The following is a 16,327-nucleotide window of genomic DNA, read 5'->3' as shown; positions in this document are numbered from 1 at the left end:
CCGCCGCAGGGTCGTCTCAGGAGCGAAGGGCGTAGCGCGCGATGTCCTCGTGGTGGACCACCCCGGTCACGTGTCCCGCGCCGTCCAGCACCACCAACCAGGGGAAGTGGCGGGACTCCATGACCCGCACCAGCTGTCCCCCGGCCTCGTGCGGCGCGGCGCGCGCGGCCTCCGGGAACCAGTCGGCCACGTCCCCCACGGCCACTCGGGTGCGGTCCGTGCCCTGCACGTGCGCCGAACGGGCGGGGCTGAGCAGGCCGACGGCCCGGCGGGCGGAGTCGCGCACCACCACGTCCGGGGTCCAGCCGCGGTAGCCGTCAGTGGTGGCCGCGTGCACCGTGGCGTCCACGAGCGAGAGCGGCGTGGTGGGGGCGAACTCGAGAGCGGGGCGGGCGATGCCACCGGCCCGCACGGCGTCGAGAACCCCCAGGAGACGAGCCTGCTTGAGGGCCTGTCCCGCCCCCAGGACAATGAACCCCGCCACGAGCAGGATGACCGCGAGCACCAGGGGATCGCGCCACTGCCCGGTCCACAGCGCCCACAGCACCACGAGCACGGCGATGACGCGTCCGCACCACGCGGCCACCACGGTGCCCCGGGTCTCCGAGCCCGTGACGGCCCACACGAGGGACTCGACCACGCGCCCACCGTCCAGCGGCAGGCCGGGGAGCAGGTTGAACAGTCCGAGCACCCAGTTGGCGAGCACGAGCAGCTGCAGCAGCGCCCACCCGGGGCCGGCAGCGGTGGCCGGCGCGCAGGTCATGGCGACCTCCCCCAGCAGCGCCACCGCCACGTTGGAGAGCGGTCCCACCAGGGACACGAGCGCCGTGGGCAGAGCGCGGGTGTGCACGGTGCCGAACGCCGTGTGCCCACCCATGAGCGTGAGCACGATCCGGGACACGGGCCATCCCGCCGTCCTGCCGGCCACCGCGTGGGCGAGCTCGTGCACGAGCACGCTCAGCGCCAGCCCCACCGCGAACCCGAGGGCGAGCACCAGGTTCAGCCACCCCAGCCCGGGGTAGAGCCGCCACAGCACGGGCCCGTACATGGCCACGGTCAGCACCGCGATCACGAACCACGAGCGGTCCAGGACCAGCTCCACCCCCGCGACGCGGCCCAGCCACACCCCGCGGGTGCGCGGGCCTGCGGTGCCGCCGGGAACGGGAGCGGGGCCGCCGGAGGGCTCGGGGCGTGGGGAAGCGGACATGGTGCTCATGGTAGGGCGCGAGCCCCGGTGCGCGCTGGGCGCGGGCACGTGGAGCCCGCCGCGGCGGGCACCGTACAGTAAGACGGGTGAGCACGTTGGACAGCAATTCGCAGCAACCCGGCACCGGCCCGTTCGGCGTGGTGCGCGACGGCCAGGACGAGGAGACCGTCACGGTCCTGATCGCGGCGTTCGAGGGCTGGAACGACGCCGGGGACGCGGCCACCGACTCCCTCAAGCTCATCCGCGAGCACCTGGATGCGCGCGAGGTCTTCGAGGTCGCCTCCGACGACTACTACGACTACCAGTACTCCCGCCCGGTGGTCCGCCGGTCCCTGACCGGGGAGCAGAAGCTGCACTGGCCCTCCACGCGGCTGTCCCGGGCCTCGGTTCCCGGCACCAACCTGGACCTCGTGCTGCTCCACGGCTGGGAACCCTCCTACCGCTGGCGCACGTTTACTGCGGAGCTGCTGGAGCAGGCCGCCGCCCTGGACGTGGACTTCGTGATCATGCTGGGCTCCCTGCTCGCGGACGTTCCGCACACCCGACCCATCCCCGTGACCCTGACCTCGGACACCGAGGAGCTGCGCGAGCAGCTGGACGCGGAGGCACCCCAGTACGAGGGCCCCACGGGCATCGTGGGGGTGCTCTCCCACATGGCCGCCCTCGCGGGCCTGCCCACGCTCAGCATGTGGGCGGCCGTCCCCCACTACGTGGCCCACTCCCCCTCGCCCAAGGCCCAGCTGGCGCTGCTGCGCCGCCTCGAGGACCTGCTCGGTCTGTCGCTGCCCCTCGATCCGCTGATCGAGGACGCCGAGGCGTGGGAGCGCGGCGTTGACGAGCTGGCGTCCGAGGATCCCGAGGTGGCGGACTACGTGCAGCAGCTCGAGGAGGCCAAGGACACCGTGGACCTCCCGGAGGCCACCGGGGACGCCATCGCGCGGGAGTTCGAGCGCTACCTGCGCCGCCGCGACGACCGGGGCTGAGACCAGCCCGCCGGGCGCCTCAGAGCACGATCCCCAGCAGCGCCTCGACGGTGTCCCGCGCCAGACGCGTGTCCTCCGACGACGCCGCACGGCCCCGTGCCGCGGCTCCACCCAGGTTCCGGGCCGCCCACGCATCCACGGCGATCAGCGCGGCCGGCGCGTTGAGGTCTTCGCCCAGCGCCGCACGCACGGCCGCGAGCATGGCGTCCGCACCCGCCGTTTCCGGCTTCGCCGCGGCCTCGCGCCACGTGGCGAGCCGTCGCCGCGACTGCTCCAGCAGGTCCTCGGTCCAGAACCAGTCCGTGCGGTAGTGGTGGGAGAGGATGGCCACGCGGATGGCCGCGGGGTCCACCCCCTGCTCCCGCAGAGCGGACACGAGGACCAGGTTCCCCTTGGACTTGGACATCTTCTCGCCGTCCAGACCCACCATGGCCGTGTGCACGAAGTGCTCCGCCATGGGCTCGCCGGACAGGGCGTACGAGTGTCCCGCCCCCATGTCGTGGTGCGGGAACGCGAGGTCCGAGCCGCCGCCCTGGACCGTGAACGGGCGGGGCAGGTGCCGCAGGGCGATCACGCTGCACTCGATGTGCCAGCCGGGGCGTCCCGCACCCAGCGAACCACCGTCCCACGCCGGCTCGCCGGGGCGCTCCACGCGCCACAGCAGCGGATCCAGCGGGTCGCGCTTGCCCGTGCGGTCCGGGTCTCCCCCGTGGCCGGTGAACAGGGGCAGCATGTGCTCCCGGTCGCCCTCCAGTCGGCACGTGCTGCCCACGACCCACGCGTCAGGGTCCTCGGCACGCAGCGCATCAGCCGCGGCGACGTCGAAGTACACGTCCCCGGCGGGGGCCGGTTCCCCGTCCTGTCCCGTGCCGGCGGGGACACGGTAGGCCAGACCCCGTTCGACGAGGCCCTCGACCGCCGTGACGATCCAGTCGACGGCCTCGGTGGCACCCACGTAGTGGTCAGGGGGAAGCACGTTGAGCGCCGTCATGTCCGTACGGAAGAGCTCGGTCTGGGACGCGGCCAGCTCTCGCCAGTCCACCCCGGTGGCATTCGCACGCTCCAGGAGGGGGTCGTCCACGTCCGTGACGTTCTGGACGTAGTCCACCTCGTGGCCGGCGTCGCGCCACACGCGGTGGAGCAGGTCGAAGTTCACATACGTGGCGGCGTGGCCCATGTGGGTCGCGTCGTACGGGGTGATCCCGCACACGTAGAGACTGGCCCGGCCGTCACGGGCCGCGAGGGGCTCCGGGGCGCCGGTTCTCGTGTCGTGCACCCGGGGAGTTCCGGATGTGCCGGGCAGGGTGGGCACCGGGCGGGAGGTCCAGGACTTCATGGTCACCTTCGTGTCGACGGGCGGGTGTTGTCGTGTGCGGCAACCGGTGTGGCGGGCCGGCTATTCCGCCCCGGTTCCGGCTCCCCCGCTCCGGGTTCGGCGGCGTGGGAGACGGGCGGGGCGCTCGAGGCCGATCTCAGGGGGTGAGGACGCCCAGGCCCAGCATCACGAAGACCAGGGCACCCAGGGCGATGCGGTACCAGACGAACAGGCTGTAGCTGCGCTCCGAGATGTAGTGCATGAACCAGCCGATAATCAGGTAGCCCACCGCGAAGGCGATCAGCGTGGCCACCGCGGTCTGGCCCATGGTGTACATCCCCGCGGGAACCTTGCCCGACACGACCTTGTAGAGCTCGTAGAGTCCCGAGGAGAACACGGCCGGGATGGCCAGCAGGAACGCGTAGCGCGCGGCGGCCGCACGGGTGTAGCCCATGAGCAGCCCAGCGGTGATCGTGCCACCGGAGCGGGAGACCCCGGGAATCAGTGCCAGCGCCTGGGCGAAGCCGAAGCCCACCGCGTGCTTCATGGTGAGGTCCTCCAGGTGGCGCTCCTGCTTGCCCACGTGGTCCGCGACCGCCAGGAAGATGCCGAAGAGCACCAGCATGGTGGCGGTGATCCAGAGGGACCGGAACTGGGTCTCGATGAAGTCCTGCAGCAGCAGACCCAGAATGCCGATCGGCAGCGAGCCCAGGATGATGAACCAGCCCATCCGGGCATCGGGGTCCCTGCGGTCCATCCGCCCGGTCAGTGAGAGCGCCCAGTGCTTGATGATGCGCACGATGTCCCGCCAGAAGAAGATGATCACGGCGGTCTCCGTGCCCAGCTGCGTGATGGCGGTGAACGCCGCTCCGGGGTCGCCGCCGCCGGGCAGGAACTCCCCCACGATGCGCAGGTGCGCGGAGGAGGACACCGGGAGGAATTCGGTCAGGCCCTGCACGAGGCCGAGAATTATCGCTTCGATCCAGTTCACGCGACAACTGTACGGCACGTGAACTCCACCCCGGCCGGTGCAGCAACTGGGAGGGGGCTGGACGCACGCAGGGCCCCCGTCCGTGGACGGGAGCCCTGTTCGAGGCGCGGCGAGGACGGCTCAGCGGGTGCCGGGGCGATCTTCCGCGGTGTCGTCCTCGTCGTCGAAGTCGTCCTCGTCGATGAGGTCCTCGTCCATCATCTCGTTGTCCTCGAGGAGGTCCTCCTCGTCGTCATCGTCATCGTCCTCGTCGTAGTCGTCATCGTCGTCGTCGGCGAAGACGGTGAGGGGTGTGACCTCGTCGTGCGCGTCGTACAGCGCCTCCTCGTAGGCCTCGAAGGCGTTGGCGATGGCCACGTAGGCCTTGTCCACCGAGGGGTCCTCGTCCGAGCGCCTGTTGGCGGCTGCGGCGAGGTGCTCCTCGAGGGCGGTGACGAGCGATTGCAGGGCGGCGCGAGGATCGGTGCTCATGGAGTAGACGTTAGCCGTTATCCGAGCAGAATGGGAGCGATGAGAGAACAACGCCTCAAGCGCACGTCCGTCACCGGGCACCCCACCATGACGGGTCGCGACAAGCGCTACGAATACCTGTCCCTCACGGTGGGCCCCCGCGAGAAGCCCGCCGACGCCCGCACCCGCGTGGCGGAGCACGCCGAATACGGCAAGTGGGAGCTCATGCGCTCCGCGGTGCTCTACGACGGGGCCCGCCGCTTCGTGCTGCGACGCCGGATCATGCGGGTGGACCGCACGCTCTGAACGGGCGGCCCCTGCGTCAGTCGGCCACCGGGCCCAGCAGGGAGGTGGCCGTGGCCGCGTGCACGGACTCCTCGTCCGAGGGGTGGTACATCCCGGCGAGCACGTCCCGGTAGAGCCGCTCCAGCTCGGAGCCCCGCCGGTACTGCGACCCGCCCGAGGAGCGCAGCGCCAGGTCCACGACCTCCCGGGCGGCCTCGGTGGCACGGTGCTTGACCCCGGAGAACAGGACGAACCAGCGCCGCCCGTGGGCAACCTCCCGGTCCGAGCCGAGGGCGTCCACGTCCGCGCACAGCTGCCGCAGCTGCAGCTCGATCCCGTCCCGCAGCACCCCGGCCCGGGCGATGTGGCGGCGGATGTCCGGGTCCTGCGAGTACGCCGCCCCCTTGGCCAGCGAGCGGCGGGTCGTGGTGATCTCCACGGCCACCTCGATCGCCCGGTCCGCGATCCCGGTGTAGACCGCCGCGAGCAGCAGCTCGAAGCACCCGAAGATCCCCCACACCACGGGATCGGGGTTCGGGCCCACCGCGGTGGTGGTCAGGAGGTCCGCCTCCCGCAGCAGGGCACCGTCCAGCACGGTGGTGCAGGACTGCGAGGCGCGCATGCCCAGCGCGTCCCAGTCCGCACGGGTGGTGACCCCGGGGGCAGGGCCGCGGTGGTCCTCCCGGGTGAGGAATCCCACGAGGAGCCGCGCGGCGTCGTCGTCCTCCGTGGGTGCGCCGCCGGGGGCGTCCGCGCCCTCGACTCGGGCGTGCACGAGCAGCCGCGTCCAGCGCGGCGAGAGCGACGTGAAGATCTTGGTCCCGTGCAGCGCCCAGCCCCCGGTGGTGGGCTCGGCGCGGGTGGTTGCGTCGAAGAGCACGGAGTCGTTGCCGGCCTCCGAGATGCCGAACGCGAAGACCTCCCCCGCCACGGCGTCCTCGAAGATCCGGCGCGCCCGCTCGTCCCCACGCAGGTGGAGCGTGTAGCCGATGCCCACGATCACGTGGTGCATGTTGATCCCCAGCGCCGTGGCCGGGGCGGCCGTCGCGAGCCGTCGCTGGGCGCGGGCCGCCTGCTCCAGCGTGAAGCCCAGGCCGCCGAACTCCCGCGGCACGAGCATGCGCAGGTAGCCGACCTTCCGCAGCGCCTCGAAGTCCTCGTCGCAGAAGCGGTTCTCGCGGTCCACGTCCGCGGCGCGGGCGCGGATCCGGGCCAGCAGGTCCTCGGGGAGCAGGTCGGTCACGGGGTCCATCACGGGGTCCATCTCAGGGTCCTTCGGATCGGGGTGTTCGCGGGTTCGGGTGCTCGTGCGGCTGGGTGCTCGCGCTGCCGGCTGCGCGCGGTGCGCTGGCCGGGCGGTGAGCTGGGGAACGACGCCGCGCGAGCACGTCGGGGGGACGACGCCGCACGGGTGCGTTGGGCGCGCACGCGACCGTGCGGCGTCGTCGTCGCCGGTCCCTGCTGTGGTCAGTAGGTGCGCAGGAGCCGGTCCAGCACGCGGGAGCCGAACTCCAGGGAGGCAACCGGCACGCGCTCGTCCACGCCGTGGAACATGCCCGTGAAGTCGAGCTCGTCCGGCAGCTGGAGCGGCACGAAGCCGTAGCCGGTGATCCCCAGGGTGGACAGGGACTTGTTGTCGGTGCCGGCGCCCAGCATGTAGGGCAGCACCACGGCGTCGGGGTCCTCGGCCTCCAGTGCGTCGACCATGGCATCCACCACCGTGCCGGAGAACGGGACCTCCAGGGCGATGTCCTCGAACTCCGCGTCGATGCGCACCTTCTCCCCGGCGAGCTCCTGCAGCGTGGCCAGCACGTGCTCCTTCTGCTCGGGCAGGAAGCGCACGTCCACCGCGCCCTGGGCGGAGCCGGGGATCACGTTGGTCTTGTACCCGCCCTCGAGCACCGTGGGGTTCGAGGTGTTCTGCAGCGTGGCCCCCACGAAGCGGGACACGGCGCCCAGCTCCCGCAGCAGCTTCTGGGGGTTCTGCGGGTCGAACTCCACGCCGGTGAGCTCCGTGACCTGGTCCAGGAACGCCCGCGTGGTCTTGGTGAGCTCCACCGGCCACGTGTACTGGCCGATGTTCGCCATGGCCCGGGACAGGTGCGTCACGGCGTTGTCCTCGTGCAGCCCGGACCCGTGGCCGGCCTGGCCCTGCGCGTGGAGCTTGAGCCACAGCAGCCCCTTCTCCGCGGTCTGCAGCAGGTACGCCCGGCGCCCGCCGATGGTCGCGGAGAACCCGCCCACCTCGCTGATCGCGTCCGTGACGCCCTCGAAGACCTCGGGGTGCTCGTGCACCATGTACTTGGAGCCGTAGCGCATGCCCGCCTCCTCGTCCGCGAAGAACCCGAAGACGATGTCCCGCTTGGGCACGGCCCCGGTGCGGCGCATGTGCCGCAGGACGGACAGCATCATGGCGTCCATGTCCTTCATGTCCACCGCGCCGCGGCCCCAGATCATGCCGTCCTTCAGCTCGCCCGCGAACGGGTCCACGGACCAGTCCTGGGCCATCGCGGGCACCACGTCCAGGTGGCCGTGCACCAGCAGGGCGCCCGCCGTGGGGTCCGAGCCCTCCAGGCGGGTGAACACGTTGGCGCGGCCCGGGGCGGACTCGAAGTACTGGGTCTCCAGCCCCACCTCCTGGATCAGCTCGGCCACGCGCTCGGCGGCCGCCCGCTCCCCCTCGGCCTCGCCGCTGGAGTAGTTGGAGGTGTCGAAGCGGATGAGCTCCTGGCAGATCCGTGCAGTCTCCGCCTCGGGGGTGGAGGTGTTCTCGGTCGTCTCGCCCATGGCGCGGCTTCTCCTCACTCGTCGATGACGACGCCGCCGCGCGGCCTTCCCGGGCCGCACTCGCTCCCGGCACCGGCGGCGTCGCTGCTGCTCCCACGGTAGTCCCCCGTGGAATTGGCAGGGTTCTCGGTTACCCTGAGTGGCACGAACCCCTGTGTTTCATGAGGACCCGTTGGAGGACACGATGACTGGAAACATCACGCTGATCGCCCGGACCGTGCCCAACCGCCGGGAGGTCACCGCGCCGAGCCGGTCCGTGACCGAGAGCGACTCCGCCGCCCTGGCCCAGCTGCTGGTGGAGGCCTACGGCACGCGGGTGGAGGGCGAGCAGGACAAGGCGGAGGCCCTCGTGCGGGACGCATTCGCCGGTGCCTACGGTCCGTTCCTCGCGGAGCAGTCGCAGCTGATCGAGGACGAGGACGGCCACCCCGTGGCCGCCGCCATGGTTCTGGAACGCCGCGAGGACGACCGGCTCCCGGACGTCCCCTACCTGTTCGAGCTGTTCACGGCGTCGTCGCACCGACGCCGCGGACTCGCGGAGCAGCTCGTGCGCCAGGTCATGGCCTCGCTGCACGAGAACGGGTACGACGAGGTGTGCGTGCGCATTCCCGAGGACAACTCCGCGGCGCTCGCGCTGTACCTGACCCTGGACTTCAACCGCTGGTCCCCGGAGCAGGACGAAATCTGAGCCGACCGCCCCGGGCAGGGCTGCGCCCTGCGCGGGCCCTGCCGCTCGACGTGGGCCCTGCCGCTCGACGCGGAACCGCAGTAGGCGCGGAGCCCGCGCCGCACCCGAGGGTGCCGGATGTCCCGGTCGGCAGTGCCGACCTTCTCGTGCCGGTGGGAACGGCGAACCGGGGCTCCCGCCGTCGGCTCCCCCCGGCCGCGCCGGGTCACGCCACCGCTCCGCGGCCTCAGCGCAGGTCGAGCTCCCTGCGCACCGGAGGCTGCTGCGTGACGTCCGTGTGCAGCGCCCAGCGCACGGCCACCTCGACGAGCCTGAGGCTCTGCGGGTCGTGCGTGGCGGTGGCGCCGGGGTGCCGGGAGTCCAGGACCTCCCCGGCCGCCGCGGCCTCGGCATCCTCCAGGATGCGGGCCTCGCCCTCCAGCTGGACCTCCTCGGTGCCGTCCCGCATGATGACCATGGAGATCCGCGGGTCCGAGGCGATGTTGGAGCACTTGCGGGAGGCCACGTTGGTCCCGAGCACGAGGTGTCCGGCCTCCGTGCCGGCCACGTGCACGTAGGCGGACTCCGGGTACCCGGTCCCGCTGTTGCTGGCCACCACGGCCGAGCCGGCATCGGCCACGAAGCCCATCAGCCAGCGTGCGTCCTCGGTGAGGTTGTTGCCCAGTTCGACCATCTCTGCCCCCGGTGGGTCGTCGCGGTTGCCGGTGCGGCACGTCCACCACCCACTGTAGGGCCGCGGCCCTGGGAGGTCACCGGATGGACGCGTGTCGCCCGAGGCCGAGCAGGCACCGCCGACGCCGGGCGTGCCGTTCCGGGCCGGAGGATGCCGACCGGAAGTGCGGCCCGCCGGCCAGAACCGGGGCATGACGACCGGAATCCGAACGGTGCCCGGGGTGTCGGCACCACCTCCGGAGGCTCAGAGCAGGGTCTGGACGGGCTCCACCAGGTGCGCGCCCCGGGACTGCACCGAGCCCACGTCCGTGCTCACGGGGTGCATCCGCCACTGGCCGGCCACGTCCAGGCTGTGCGCCACAGCGCGCTCCAGCAGGGCCCGGGTGTGGTCCTTGTCCTTGTCCGGGGCGATCCACTCGCGGGCGAAGTCCTCGCCCATGCCCATCGGGAGCCTGTTGTGCAGGGCGCCGAGCGCGGCCAGGTGCGGGTCTCCGGAGCTGGGGTCCGGTGCCTCACGGGTTAGGATCGAGCACGACAGCAGCCACTGCCCCGGGGCGTCCTCCTGCGCGGCCCTGCCGGGGCGCGACTGCCCCGGGCGGGCGGCGTCCTCGCAGCCCTCGGGGATGCGCCACCACTCGTAGATCCCGGCGAACCAGATCACGGAGCCGTTCCGCGGGTGCACGTAGTACGGCTGCTTCCGGCCCCGCCCCGAGGCGGGGGCCTGCCACTCGTAGTAGCCGTCAGCGGCGATCGCGCAGCGCCGGGCAGTGATCGCCGCGCGGAACGAGGGCTTCTCCATCACGGTCTCGGAGCGGGCGTTGAACATCTTGGAGCCCACCGAGATCTCCTTGGCCCACGAGGGCACCAGACCCCACCGGGCGGCGTGGATCTCCGGCAGCAGCTGACCGTCCTCGGTGAGCCGCTCGAGCAGGACGGGCACGGTGTGGGTGGGGGCCACGTTCCAGTTCGGCTCCGCCCCTTCGCCGATCGAGTCGTCCACCCGCGCGTCGAAGGGCAGGGCCAGCTGGCCGGGGGTCCTGGCGATCACATAGCGCCCGCACATGCCGCGCTCCTCTCCCTGGGGGTCATTGAGAGGCCGACGACCGCGTCACCGGGCCGTAGCCCATGTACGTGGCATAGCGGTCGTAGACCCCCATGAGGGCCTCCTCGACCTCCGCCACCGTGGTCCCGGGGCGCACGTCCGCCACGCAGCCGGCCGTGGCCGGCTCCCACGGCACGTCCAACGCCTCGTAGACCTCCTCGAGCACGCTGCGCAGCGGCTCCGACTCCTCGACCACGAGCACCGTGGAGAAGTACCACGCTCCAGCCACCACGCGCTGCGCCGTGCCCGCGAGCTTCACGGGCCGCGCCGGATTCGCCGCGGTGCCGGGCGCGTGCACGCTGTACTCGCCGGCACAGTACTCGCCCGGGATCTCCCCCACCTCGGCCGGGATCTCCAGCTCCTCCAGAGCCGCCACGATCATGTCCCCGAACAGCCGGTAGCGGTCCTGGATGCCCGTCTTGGGATCCGGGTCCGGTTCCACGTGGTCGATCACCAGGCACCCACCGTGGTAGGCCGCCGCGCGACCACCCACGCGGCGCACGAGAGGGGTGAAGGCGGCGTCGTGCGCGGCCTGGCGCGCCCGGGAGAACCCCGGGTTCAGCTCGTCGCGGCGCCCGAACGCGACCGTGGGTCGCGGCTGGTACACGCGCAGCACGGGTTCGGTGCCGCCGCTTCGGGCGGCGTCGAGGATGGAGAGGGCGCGGCGGTAGTCCTGCTCGGCGCCCAGGGACTCGCGCTGACGTATGAGTTTCATGCTGCCGCCAACTCTAGTGCAGGCGCGCGGCGAGCCGCCCGGTCCCGAGCGGGGCGGAGTCAGGCCCCGGTGTGGACGAGCCGTGCCCCCGCAGCGGCACTGGATGCCCGAGCCGACGTCGCTGCGGCAGCCCGGGGTGCCGGGGTCAGGGGTCCGTGCGCGGCGGCCGCGATGACCGCGGTCTTGAGCACGTGCGGGTCCTCCAGCAAGTCGCGGGACCGGTTGAGCGACGTGAGCACCCGCCACGCCATGGGCACGCCCCCGCGGGACACGTACCGGTTGACGTGGCGCACCGCGGTGTTCCACCGTCGGCGCTGGTCCCGGGTCAGTTCGTGGCCCTCCAGCTCCGCGAGCCACCCTCGGGCACCCGCGTAGACGCGCGTGACCAGCTCGCGCTCGAACGCCTCCACGGTCCCGGTCCCCCGCATCAGACGGTTCAGAGCGGTCAGTTCTGCCACGGACATCGCGGCTTTCACGGTGGTTGCAGTGCGCATGACGTCTCAGCCCCCCTGAGATGGTGACCGTGGTGAGGGCGCGCCAGGGCGCCCTCACCACGGTTGTCGAACCAGCCCTGCTGGCCGGACGCTCCCCCCGGATCGTCCTTCGGCCAGCGGTCTCTCCCCTTGCGCGTCCAGTGTATGCAGGTCCCCGCGGGGCTTCACAGTCGCACATTGGGGGACGACGCCGCACGGTTGTCCCCCGGAGGGCACCCGTCCTAGGCGGGTGGGGCGCGTCCTCGTGCGGTCCCCGCATCCGGGGCGCGGCACCGTGCCCACCCCGCACCGCCGCGTCCCGCAGACCGGTGACCGGTGACCAGGGGGTTCAGGTGCGGTGGGCGGCCGAGCCCGGCACGAGCGGAGCACGGCGGAGGCCGCGACGGTGATCCGTCGCGGCCTCCGGTCGGGGGGTCATTCGTGGGGTCTCAGAAGTCCCAGTCCTCGTCCTCCGTGTTCACGGCCTTGCCGATCACGTAGGAGGAGCCGGAGCCGGAGAAGAAGTCGTGGTTCTCGTCCGCGTTCGGGGACAGCGAGGAGAGGATCGCCGGGGAGACGTCCGTCATCTCGCGCGGGAACAGCGCCTCGTAGCCCAGGTTGTTCAGGGCCTTGTTCGCGTTGTAGTGCAGGAACTTCTTGACGTCCTCGGTCCAGCCCACGGAGTCGTAGAGGGCCTCGGCGTAGGCCACCTCGTTGTCGTAGAGCTCGTCCAGCAGGTCGTAGGTGTAGTCCTTCAGCTCCTGCTGGCGCTCGGGGGTCTCCTGCAGCAGACCCTTCTGGTACTTGTAGCCGATGTAGTAGCCGTGCACGGCCTCGTCGCGGATGATCAGCCGGATCAGGTCCGCGGTGTTGGTCAGCTTGGCGTGCGAGGAGAAGTACATGGGCAGGTAGAACCCCGAGTAGAACAGGAAGGACTCCAGCAGCGTGGAGGCCACCTTCTTCTTCAGCGGGTCGTCACCCTTGTAGTAGCGCAGGACGATGTCCGCCTTGCGCTGCAGGTGCTCGTTCTCCTTGGACCAGCGGAACGCCTCGTCGATCTGCTTCATGGAGGACAGCGTGGAGAAGATCGAGGAGTAGGACTTGGCGTGCACGGACTCCATGAAGGCGATGTTGGTGTACACCGCCTCCTCGTGCAGGGTCTTGGCGTCCGGGATGAGCGAGACCGCGCCCACCGTGCCCTGGATGGTGTCCAGCAGGGTCAGGCCCGTGAAGACCTTCATGGTGAGGTCCTGCTCCTCGGCGGTGAGGGTCTTCCAGGACTGCACGTCGTTGGACAGCGGCACCTTCTCGGGCAGCCAGAAGTTGGAGGTCAGACGGTCCCAGACCTCGGTGTCCTTCTCGTCCTGGACGCGGTTCCAGTTGATGGCCTCCGCCGGGTGGCGGAGCAGCTCGACCTGTTCGGTGGTCATGGCGGCGCAGACTCCTTCGTAGCTGGCTGTGTCCCGGTGCGCACGTGGGAAGACCGTCCCGCGGTCTCGTATCACAACGGGCTGGCGGGGGCCGTGCAAGGGGACCTCCCAGCGTACTCCACCCGCACCCGGGACCGTGACGCGTTTCCGGGGTCGGTGCCGACGCTGTTTTCTGAGGGCGAACTCCCCCGCGGACCTCTTCCCCCGATGTGGTCGCGGCATGCAGGATGGCTCACATGCCGACCCGCAACCGGGCTGGTGACTCGAACGAAAGGTTTCTGATCATGCCTGATTTCGGAGGACTCGCACACAAGGCCAAGGACATGGCCGGTGGCCACGAGGACAAGGTCAACCAGGGCATCGACAAGGCCGGTGACACGGTGGACGAGAAGACCGGCGGCAAGTTCGAGGGCCAGGTCGACCAGGGCCAGGACGCCGTGCGCGACCACCTCGGCGGCAACGAGTAGTTCCCGCCCACCCACGCAGAACGGGCTCCTTTCCGATCGGAAGGGAGCCCGTTCTGCGCGCCGGCCCGGCAGCCCGGATCAGGCCTCGTCGGCCTCCCGCGCCAGGGCCGTGAGGCGTGAGACCGCGCGGTAGTACTTCTTCTGGTACCCGCCGGCCATCATCTCCTCGGTGAAGACCCGGTCGAACGGCACACCCGTGGAGAGGATCGGCAGGTCACGGTCGTAGAGCCGGTCCGCGAGCACCACGAAGCGCAGTGCCACGGCCTGCTGGTCGATCGTGCGCACACCGCGCCACGCGATCGCGTCCAGGTTCTGGATGAGGGCCCGGTAGCGGGAGGGGTGCACGCGGGAGAGCTGGTCCACGAGCGCGTCGAAGTCGTCCACGGCGACCCGCCGACCCGCGAAGTGCTGCTCCACGGCGGCGTCGAGGGCGGCGTCGTCGGCCAGCGGGGACGGTGCCTCGGGCAGCCCGCGGTGGCGGTAGTCCTCGCCGTCGATGCGCACCACCTCGAACTGGCTGGAGAGCACCTGGATCTCGCGCTGGAAGTCCTGCGCCGCGAAGCGGCCCTCCCCCAGCGAGCCCGGAAGCGTGTTGGACGTGGCCGCGAGCTTGACCCCGGCGTCCGCGAGCTCGCGCATGAGCCGGGACATCAGCACGGTGTCCCCGGGGTCGTCCAGCTCGAACTCGTCGATGCACACGAGCGAGTACTCCTTGAGGGCGTCCACCGTGCGCCGGAACGTGAGAGCGCCCACCAGGTTGGTGTACTCCACGAACGTGCCGAACGCCTTGGGGCCGGGCACCGCGTGCCAGAGGGATGCCAGCAGGTGGGTCTTGCCCACGCCGAAGCCGCCGTCCAGGTAGATGCCCTGTGCGGCGGCGGGCGCCTTCTGGCCCCCGAAGATCTTGGAGAAGAACCCGCCGCCCCCGGCGCCACGCCCGGAGACTCCCGCCGCGAAGGCCCTGAGCTTCTCCACGGCCTCCGCCTGCGAGGGCTGGGACGGGTCCGGGCGGTAGGTGTCGAAGGACACCTCCCCGAAACGCTCCGAGGGCCGGAAGCCGTCCAGCAGTTCATCGGCCGAGACGCGCGGATTGCGGTCGACGAGGTGTTCGATCTGAGTGCTCACGTGTGCAGGGCCTCCCGACCGGGACCGGTGCGCCGACCACCGCGGCGCGTCCGGAGCCGGTCCTGTTGCGGACGGACGACGGTGAGGTGCCCGAGCACCCCGTTTCACCCCCGATGCTACCGCTCAGCCCGTGGTGAACACCGTGACCGCGCGTGACCTCCCCGGCACGCCCGGTATGCGAGCGGTGGGAGCCCAGCACTACGCTGAGGACTGAGAAGCGCCCGGGACTCCGGGCGTCACGCGCACGACAGCACGAGGACAAGGAGAACCCTCCCCATGGCTGCAGATGCAGAGCACAACGAGGCCTTCGCACAGTACGCGCACCCCGAGCGGCTGGTCTCCACCCAGTGGGTGGCCGAGCACGCGGGCGAGCCGGGCGTCGTCGTCGTCGAGTCCGACGAGGACGTCCTGCTGTACGAGACCGGTCACGTTCCCGGCGCGGTGAAGGTGGACTGGCACACCGAGCTCAACGACCCCGTCACCCGCGACTACGTGGACGGCGAGCGCTTCGCGCAGCTGATGTCCGCCAAGGGCATCGGGCGGGAGGACACCGTGGTGGTCTACGGGGACAAGTCCAACTGGTGGGCGGCCTACGCCCTGTGGGTGTTCACGCTGTTCGGCCACCAGGACGTCCGTCTCATGGACGGCGGCCGGGACAAGTGGATCGCCGAGGGCCGCGAGCTCACCACCGAGCGCCCCGAGGTGACGCCCGCGGCCTACCCCGTGGTCGAGCGGGAGGACGCACCGATCCGCGCGTACCGCGAGGACGTGCTGGCCGCACTGGGCACCACCCCGCTGATCGACGTGCGCTCCCCGCAGGAGTACACGGGTGAGCGCACCCACATGCCGGACTACCCCCAGGAGGGCACGCTGCGCGGCGGGCACATTCCCACCGCGGCGTCCGTCCCGTGGGCCCGGGCCGCCGCCGAGGACGGGACGTTCAGGTCCCGCAAGGAGCTCGAGGCCATCTACCTGGACGAGGTGGGGCTGACCCCGGGCGAGGACGTGATCGCGTACTGCCGCATCGGCGAGCGCTCCTCCCACACCTGGTTCGTGCTCACGCACCTGCTGGGCTTCGAGAACGTGCGCAACTACGACGGCTCGTGGACCGAGTGGGGCAATGCGGTGCGCGTGCCCGTGGCCCGGGGCGAGGAGCGCGGCGAGGCCCCGGAGGCCACCCGATGACCGCCCAGGACCTTCCCGCCCAGCTCGCGGAGCTCGTCACCGAGTTCCACGAGGTCCCCGAGCCCGACAAGCTGCAGCTGCTGCTGGAGTTCTCCCGCTCCCTGCCCGAGCTGCCCGCCCGGCTGGGTGAGCACCCCGAGGAGCTCGAGCAGGTCACGGAGTGCCAGTCCCCGCTGTTCCTCACGGTGGAGCTGGAGGGCACCGGGCCGCAGGCCCCGGTGCAGCTGTTCTTCTCCGCCCCGGCCGAGGCGCCGACCACGCGCGGCTTCGCCTCGATCCTGCACGAGGGTCTCAACGGGCTGCTGGCCGAGCAGGTGCTGGCCGTCCCCGACGACCTCCCGGAGCGTTTCGGACTGACCTCGCTGGTCTCCCCTCTGCGCATGCGGGGGATGTCCGCGATGCTCGGACGGATCAAGCGCCAGATCACGGCCCTGCAGGCCGTCTGAGCCGAC

At 71.3% G+C, this 16,327-nt stretch carries 18 protein-coding genes; 6 read left to right on the top strand and 12 right to left on the bottom strand.

Annotation, left to right across the window (positions count from 1 at the left end; translation table 11 throughout):
• Positions 1-16 precede the first annotated feature (16 nt).
• Complete coding sequence (locus HMPREF2833_RS09165) at positions 17-1,207, bottom strand: site-2 protease family protein (RefSeq protein ID WP_070637706.1); 1,191 nt, start codon at positions 1,205-1,207, stop codon at positions 17-19.
• Between the two features lie 86 nt (positions 1,208-1,293).
• Here HMPREF2833_RS09165 and HMPREF2833_RS09160 point away from each other — a divergent pair, with 86 nt between their 5' ends.
• Positions 1,294-2,190 carry a PAC2 family protein gene (locus HMPREF2833_RS09160; protein ID WP_070637704.1) on the top strand — a complete coding sequence of 299 codons (897 nt, stop codon included), beginning with the start codon at positions 1,294-1,296 and terminating at the stop codon, positions 2,188-2,190.
• Positions 2,191-2,209: 19 nt separating this feature from the next.
• Here HMPREF2833_RS09160 and mshC read toward each other — a convergent pair whose 3' ends face one another.
• The 3 genes from mshC to HMPREF2833_RS09145 all read right to left on the bottom strand — a co-directional run bounded on the left by mshC (position 2,210) and on the right by HMPREF2833_RS09145 (position 4,967).
• On the bottom strand, positions 2,210-3,526 hold the full coding sequence (gene mshC / locus HMPREF2833_RS09155; protein ID WP_070637702.1) for a cysteine--1-D-myo-inosityl 2-amino-2-deoxy-alpha-D-glucopyranoside ligase: 1,317 nt from the start codon (positions 3,524-3,526) through the stop codon (positions 2,210-2,212).
• Positions 3,527-3,662: 136 nt separating this feature from the next.
• Entirely contained in the window at positions 3,663-4,496 is an 834-nt protein-coding gene (locus HMPREF2833_RS09150; protein WP_070637700.1) for an undecaprenyl-diphosphate phosphatase, read from the bottom strand.
• Positions 4,497-4,616: 120 nt separating this feature from the next.
• On the bottom strand, positions 4,617-4,967 hold the full coding sequence (locus tag HMPREF2833_RS09145) for a primosomal protein (RefSeq protein ID WP_070637699.1): 351 nt from the start codon (positions 4,965-4,967) through the stop codon (positions 4,617-4,619).
• A gap of 87 nt (positions 4,968-5,054) precedes the next feature.
• Between HMPREF2833_RS09145 and HMPREF2833_RS09140 the strand changes: the two genes are divergently transcribed.
• Positions 5,055-5,252, top strand: coding sequence for a DUF5703 family protein (locus HMPREF2833_RS09140; RefSeq protein WP_141756189.1), 198 nt, complete (start codon positions 5,055-5,057; stop codon positions 5,250-5,252).
• A gap of 16 nt (positions 5,253-5,268) precedes the next feature.
• Here the strand turns inward: HMPREF2833_RS09140 and HMPREF2833_RS09135 are convergent, their stop codons facing one another.
• Entirely contained in the window at positions 5,269-6,495 is a 1,227-nt protein-coding gene (locus HMPREF2833_RS09135) for an acyl-CoA dehydrogenase family protein (RefSeq protein ID WP_083311000.1), read from the bottom strand.
• Between the two features lie 203 nt (positions 6,496-6,698).
• Positions 6,699-8,018: a M20/M25/M40 family metallo-hydrolase gene (locus tag HMPREF2833_RS09130; RefSeq protein WP_059281692.1), complete on the bottom strand. Its 1,320-nt coding sequence runs from the start codon at positions 8,016-8,018 to the stop codon at positions 6,699-6,701.
• Positions 8,019-8,202: 184 nt separating this feature from the next.
• Here HMPREF2833_RS09130 and HMPREF2833_RS09125 point away from each other — a divergent pair, with 184 nt between their 5' ends.
• Positions 8,203-8,706 (top strand): GNAT family N-acetyltransferase, encoded by a 504-nt coding sequence (locus HMPREF2833_RS09125; RefSeq protein WP_059281702.1) that lies wholly within the window; start codon positions 8,203-8,205, stop codon positions 8,704-8,706.
• A gap of 226 nt (positions 8,707-8,932) precedes the next feature.
• Here the strand turns inward: HMPREF2833_RS09125 and HMPREF2833_RS09120 are convergent, their stop codons facing one another.
• From HMPREF2833_RS09120 to nrdF, 5 genes are all read right to left on the bottom strand, one after another.
• Positions 8,933-9,379 (bottom strand): pyridoxamine 5'-phosphate oxidase family protein, encoded by a 447-nt coding sequence (locus tag HMPREF2833_RS09120; RefSeq protein ID WP_070637696.1) that lies wholly within the window; start codon positions 9,377-9,379, stop codon positions 8,933-8,935.
• Positions 9,380-9,622: 243 nt separating this feature from the next.
• Positions 9,623-10,441: an SOS response-associated peptidase gene (locus tag HMPREF2833_RS09115; RefSeq protein ID WP_083310999.1), complete on the bottom strand. Its 819-nt coding sequence runs from the start codon at positions 10,439-10,441 to the stop codon at positions 9,623-9,625.
• 22 nt (positions 10,442-10,463) lie between these two features.
• Positions 10,464-11,195, bottom strand: coding sequence for a lipoate--protein ligase family protein (locus HMPREF2833_RS09110; RefSeq protein ID WP_070637694.1), 732 nt, complete (start codon positions 11,193-11,195; stop codon positions 10,464-10,466).
• A 59-nt stretch (positions 11,196-11,254) separates the two neighbouring features.
• A complete protein-coding gene (locus tag HMPREF2833_RS09105; RefSeq protein ID WP_070637692.1) occupies positions 11,255-11,689 on the bottom strand; it encodes a hypothetical protein in 435 nt (144 codons plus the stop codon).
• 428 nt (positions 11,690-12,117) lie between these two features.
• Positions 12,118-13,098 (bottom strand): class 1b ribonucleoside-diphosphate reductase subunit beta, encoded by a 981-nt coding sequence (gene nrdF, locus HMPREF2833_RS09100; RefSeq protein ID WP_019310658.1) that lies wholly within the window; start codon positions 13,096-13,098, stop codon positions 12,118-12,120.
• Between the two features lie 284 nt (positions 13,099-13,382).
• Here nrdF and HMPREF2833_RS09095 point away from each other — a divergent pair, with 284 nt between their 5' ends.
• On the top strand, positions 13,383-13,565 hold the full coding sequence (locus HMPREF2833_RS09095; protein WP_070637690.1) for an antitoxin: 183 nt from the start codon (positions 13,383-13,385) through the stop codon (positions 13,563-13,565).
• A gap of 78 nt (positions 13,566-13,643) precedes the next feature.
• On the opposite strand, the gene zapE is transcribed toward HMPREF2833_RS09095, so the two are convergent.
• Positions 13,644-14,690 carry a cell division protein ZapE gene (gene zapE / locus HMPREF2833_RS09090; RefSeq protein WP_070637688.1) on the bottom strand — a complete coding sequence of 349 codons (1,047 nt, stop codon included), beginning with the start codon at positions 14,688-14,690 and terminating at the stop codon, positions 13,644-13,646.
• A gap of 276 nt (positions 14,691-14,966) precedes the next feature.
• Between zapE and HMPREF2833_RS09085 the strand changes: the two genes are divergently transcribed.
• Both HMPREF2833_RS09085 and HMPREF2833_RS09080 read left to right on the top strand, forming a co-directional pair.
• Positions 14,967-15,875, top strand: a complete 909-nt coding sequence (locus HMPREF2833_RS09085) for a sulfurtransferase (RefSeq protein WP_070637686.1) — start codon at positions 14,967-14,969, stop codon at positions 15,873-15,875.
• A complete protein-coding gene (locus tag HMPREF2833_RS09080; protein ID WP_070637684.1) occupies positions 15,872-16,321 on the top strand; it encodes a SufE family protein in 450 nt (149 codons plus the stop codon). Before HMPREF2833_RS09085 ends, HMPREF2833_RS09080 begins: the two co-directional genes overlap by 4 nt.
• Positions 16,322-16,327: the final 6 nt, after the last annotated feature.

It is taken from the genome of Kocuria sp. HMSC066H03, from assembly GCF_001812045.1.
GTDB lineage: Bacteria > Actinomycetota > Actinomycetes > Actinomycetales > Micrococcaceae > Kocuria > Kocuria rhizophila.
The sequence above is the reverse complement of the archived record's forward strand: the minus strand, read 5'-3'. Positions and strand labels throughout refer to the sequence as shown.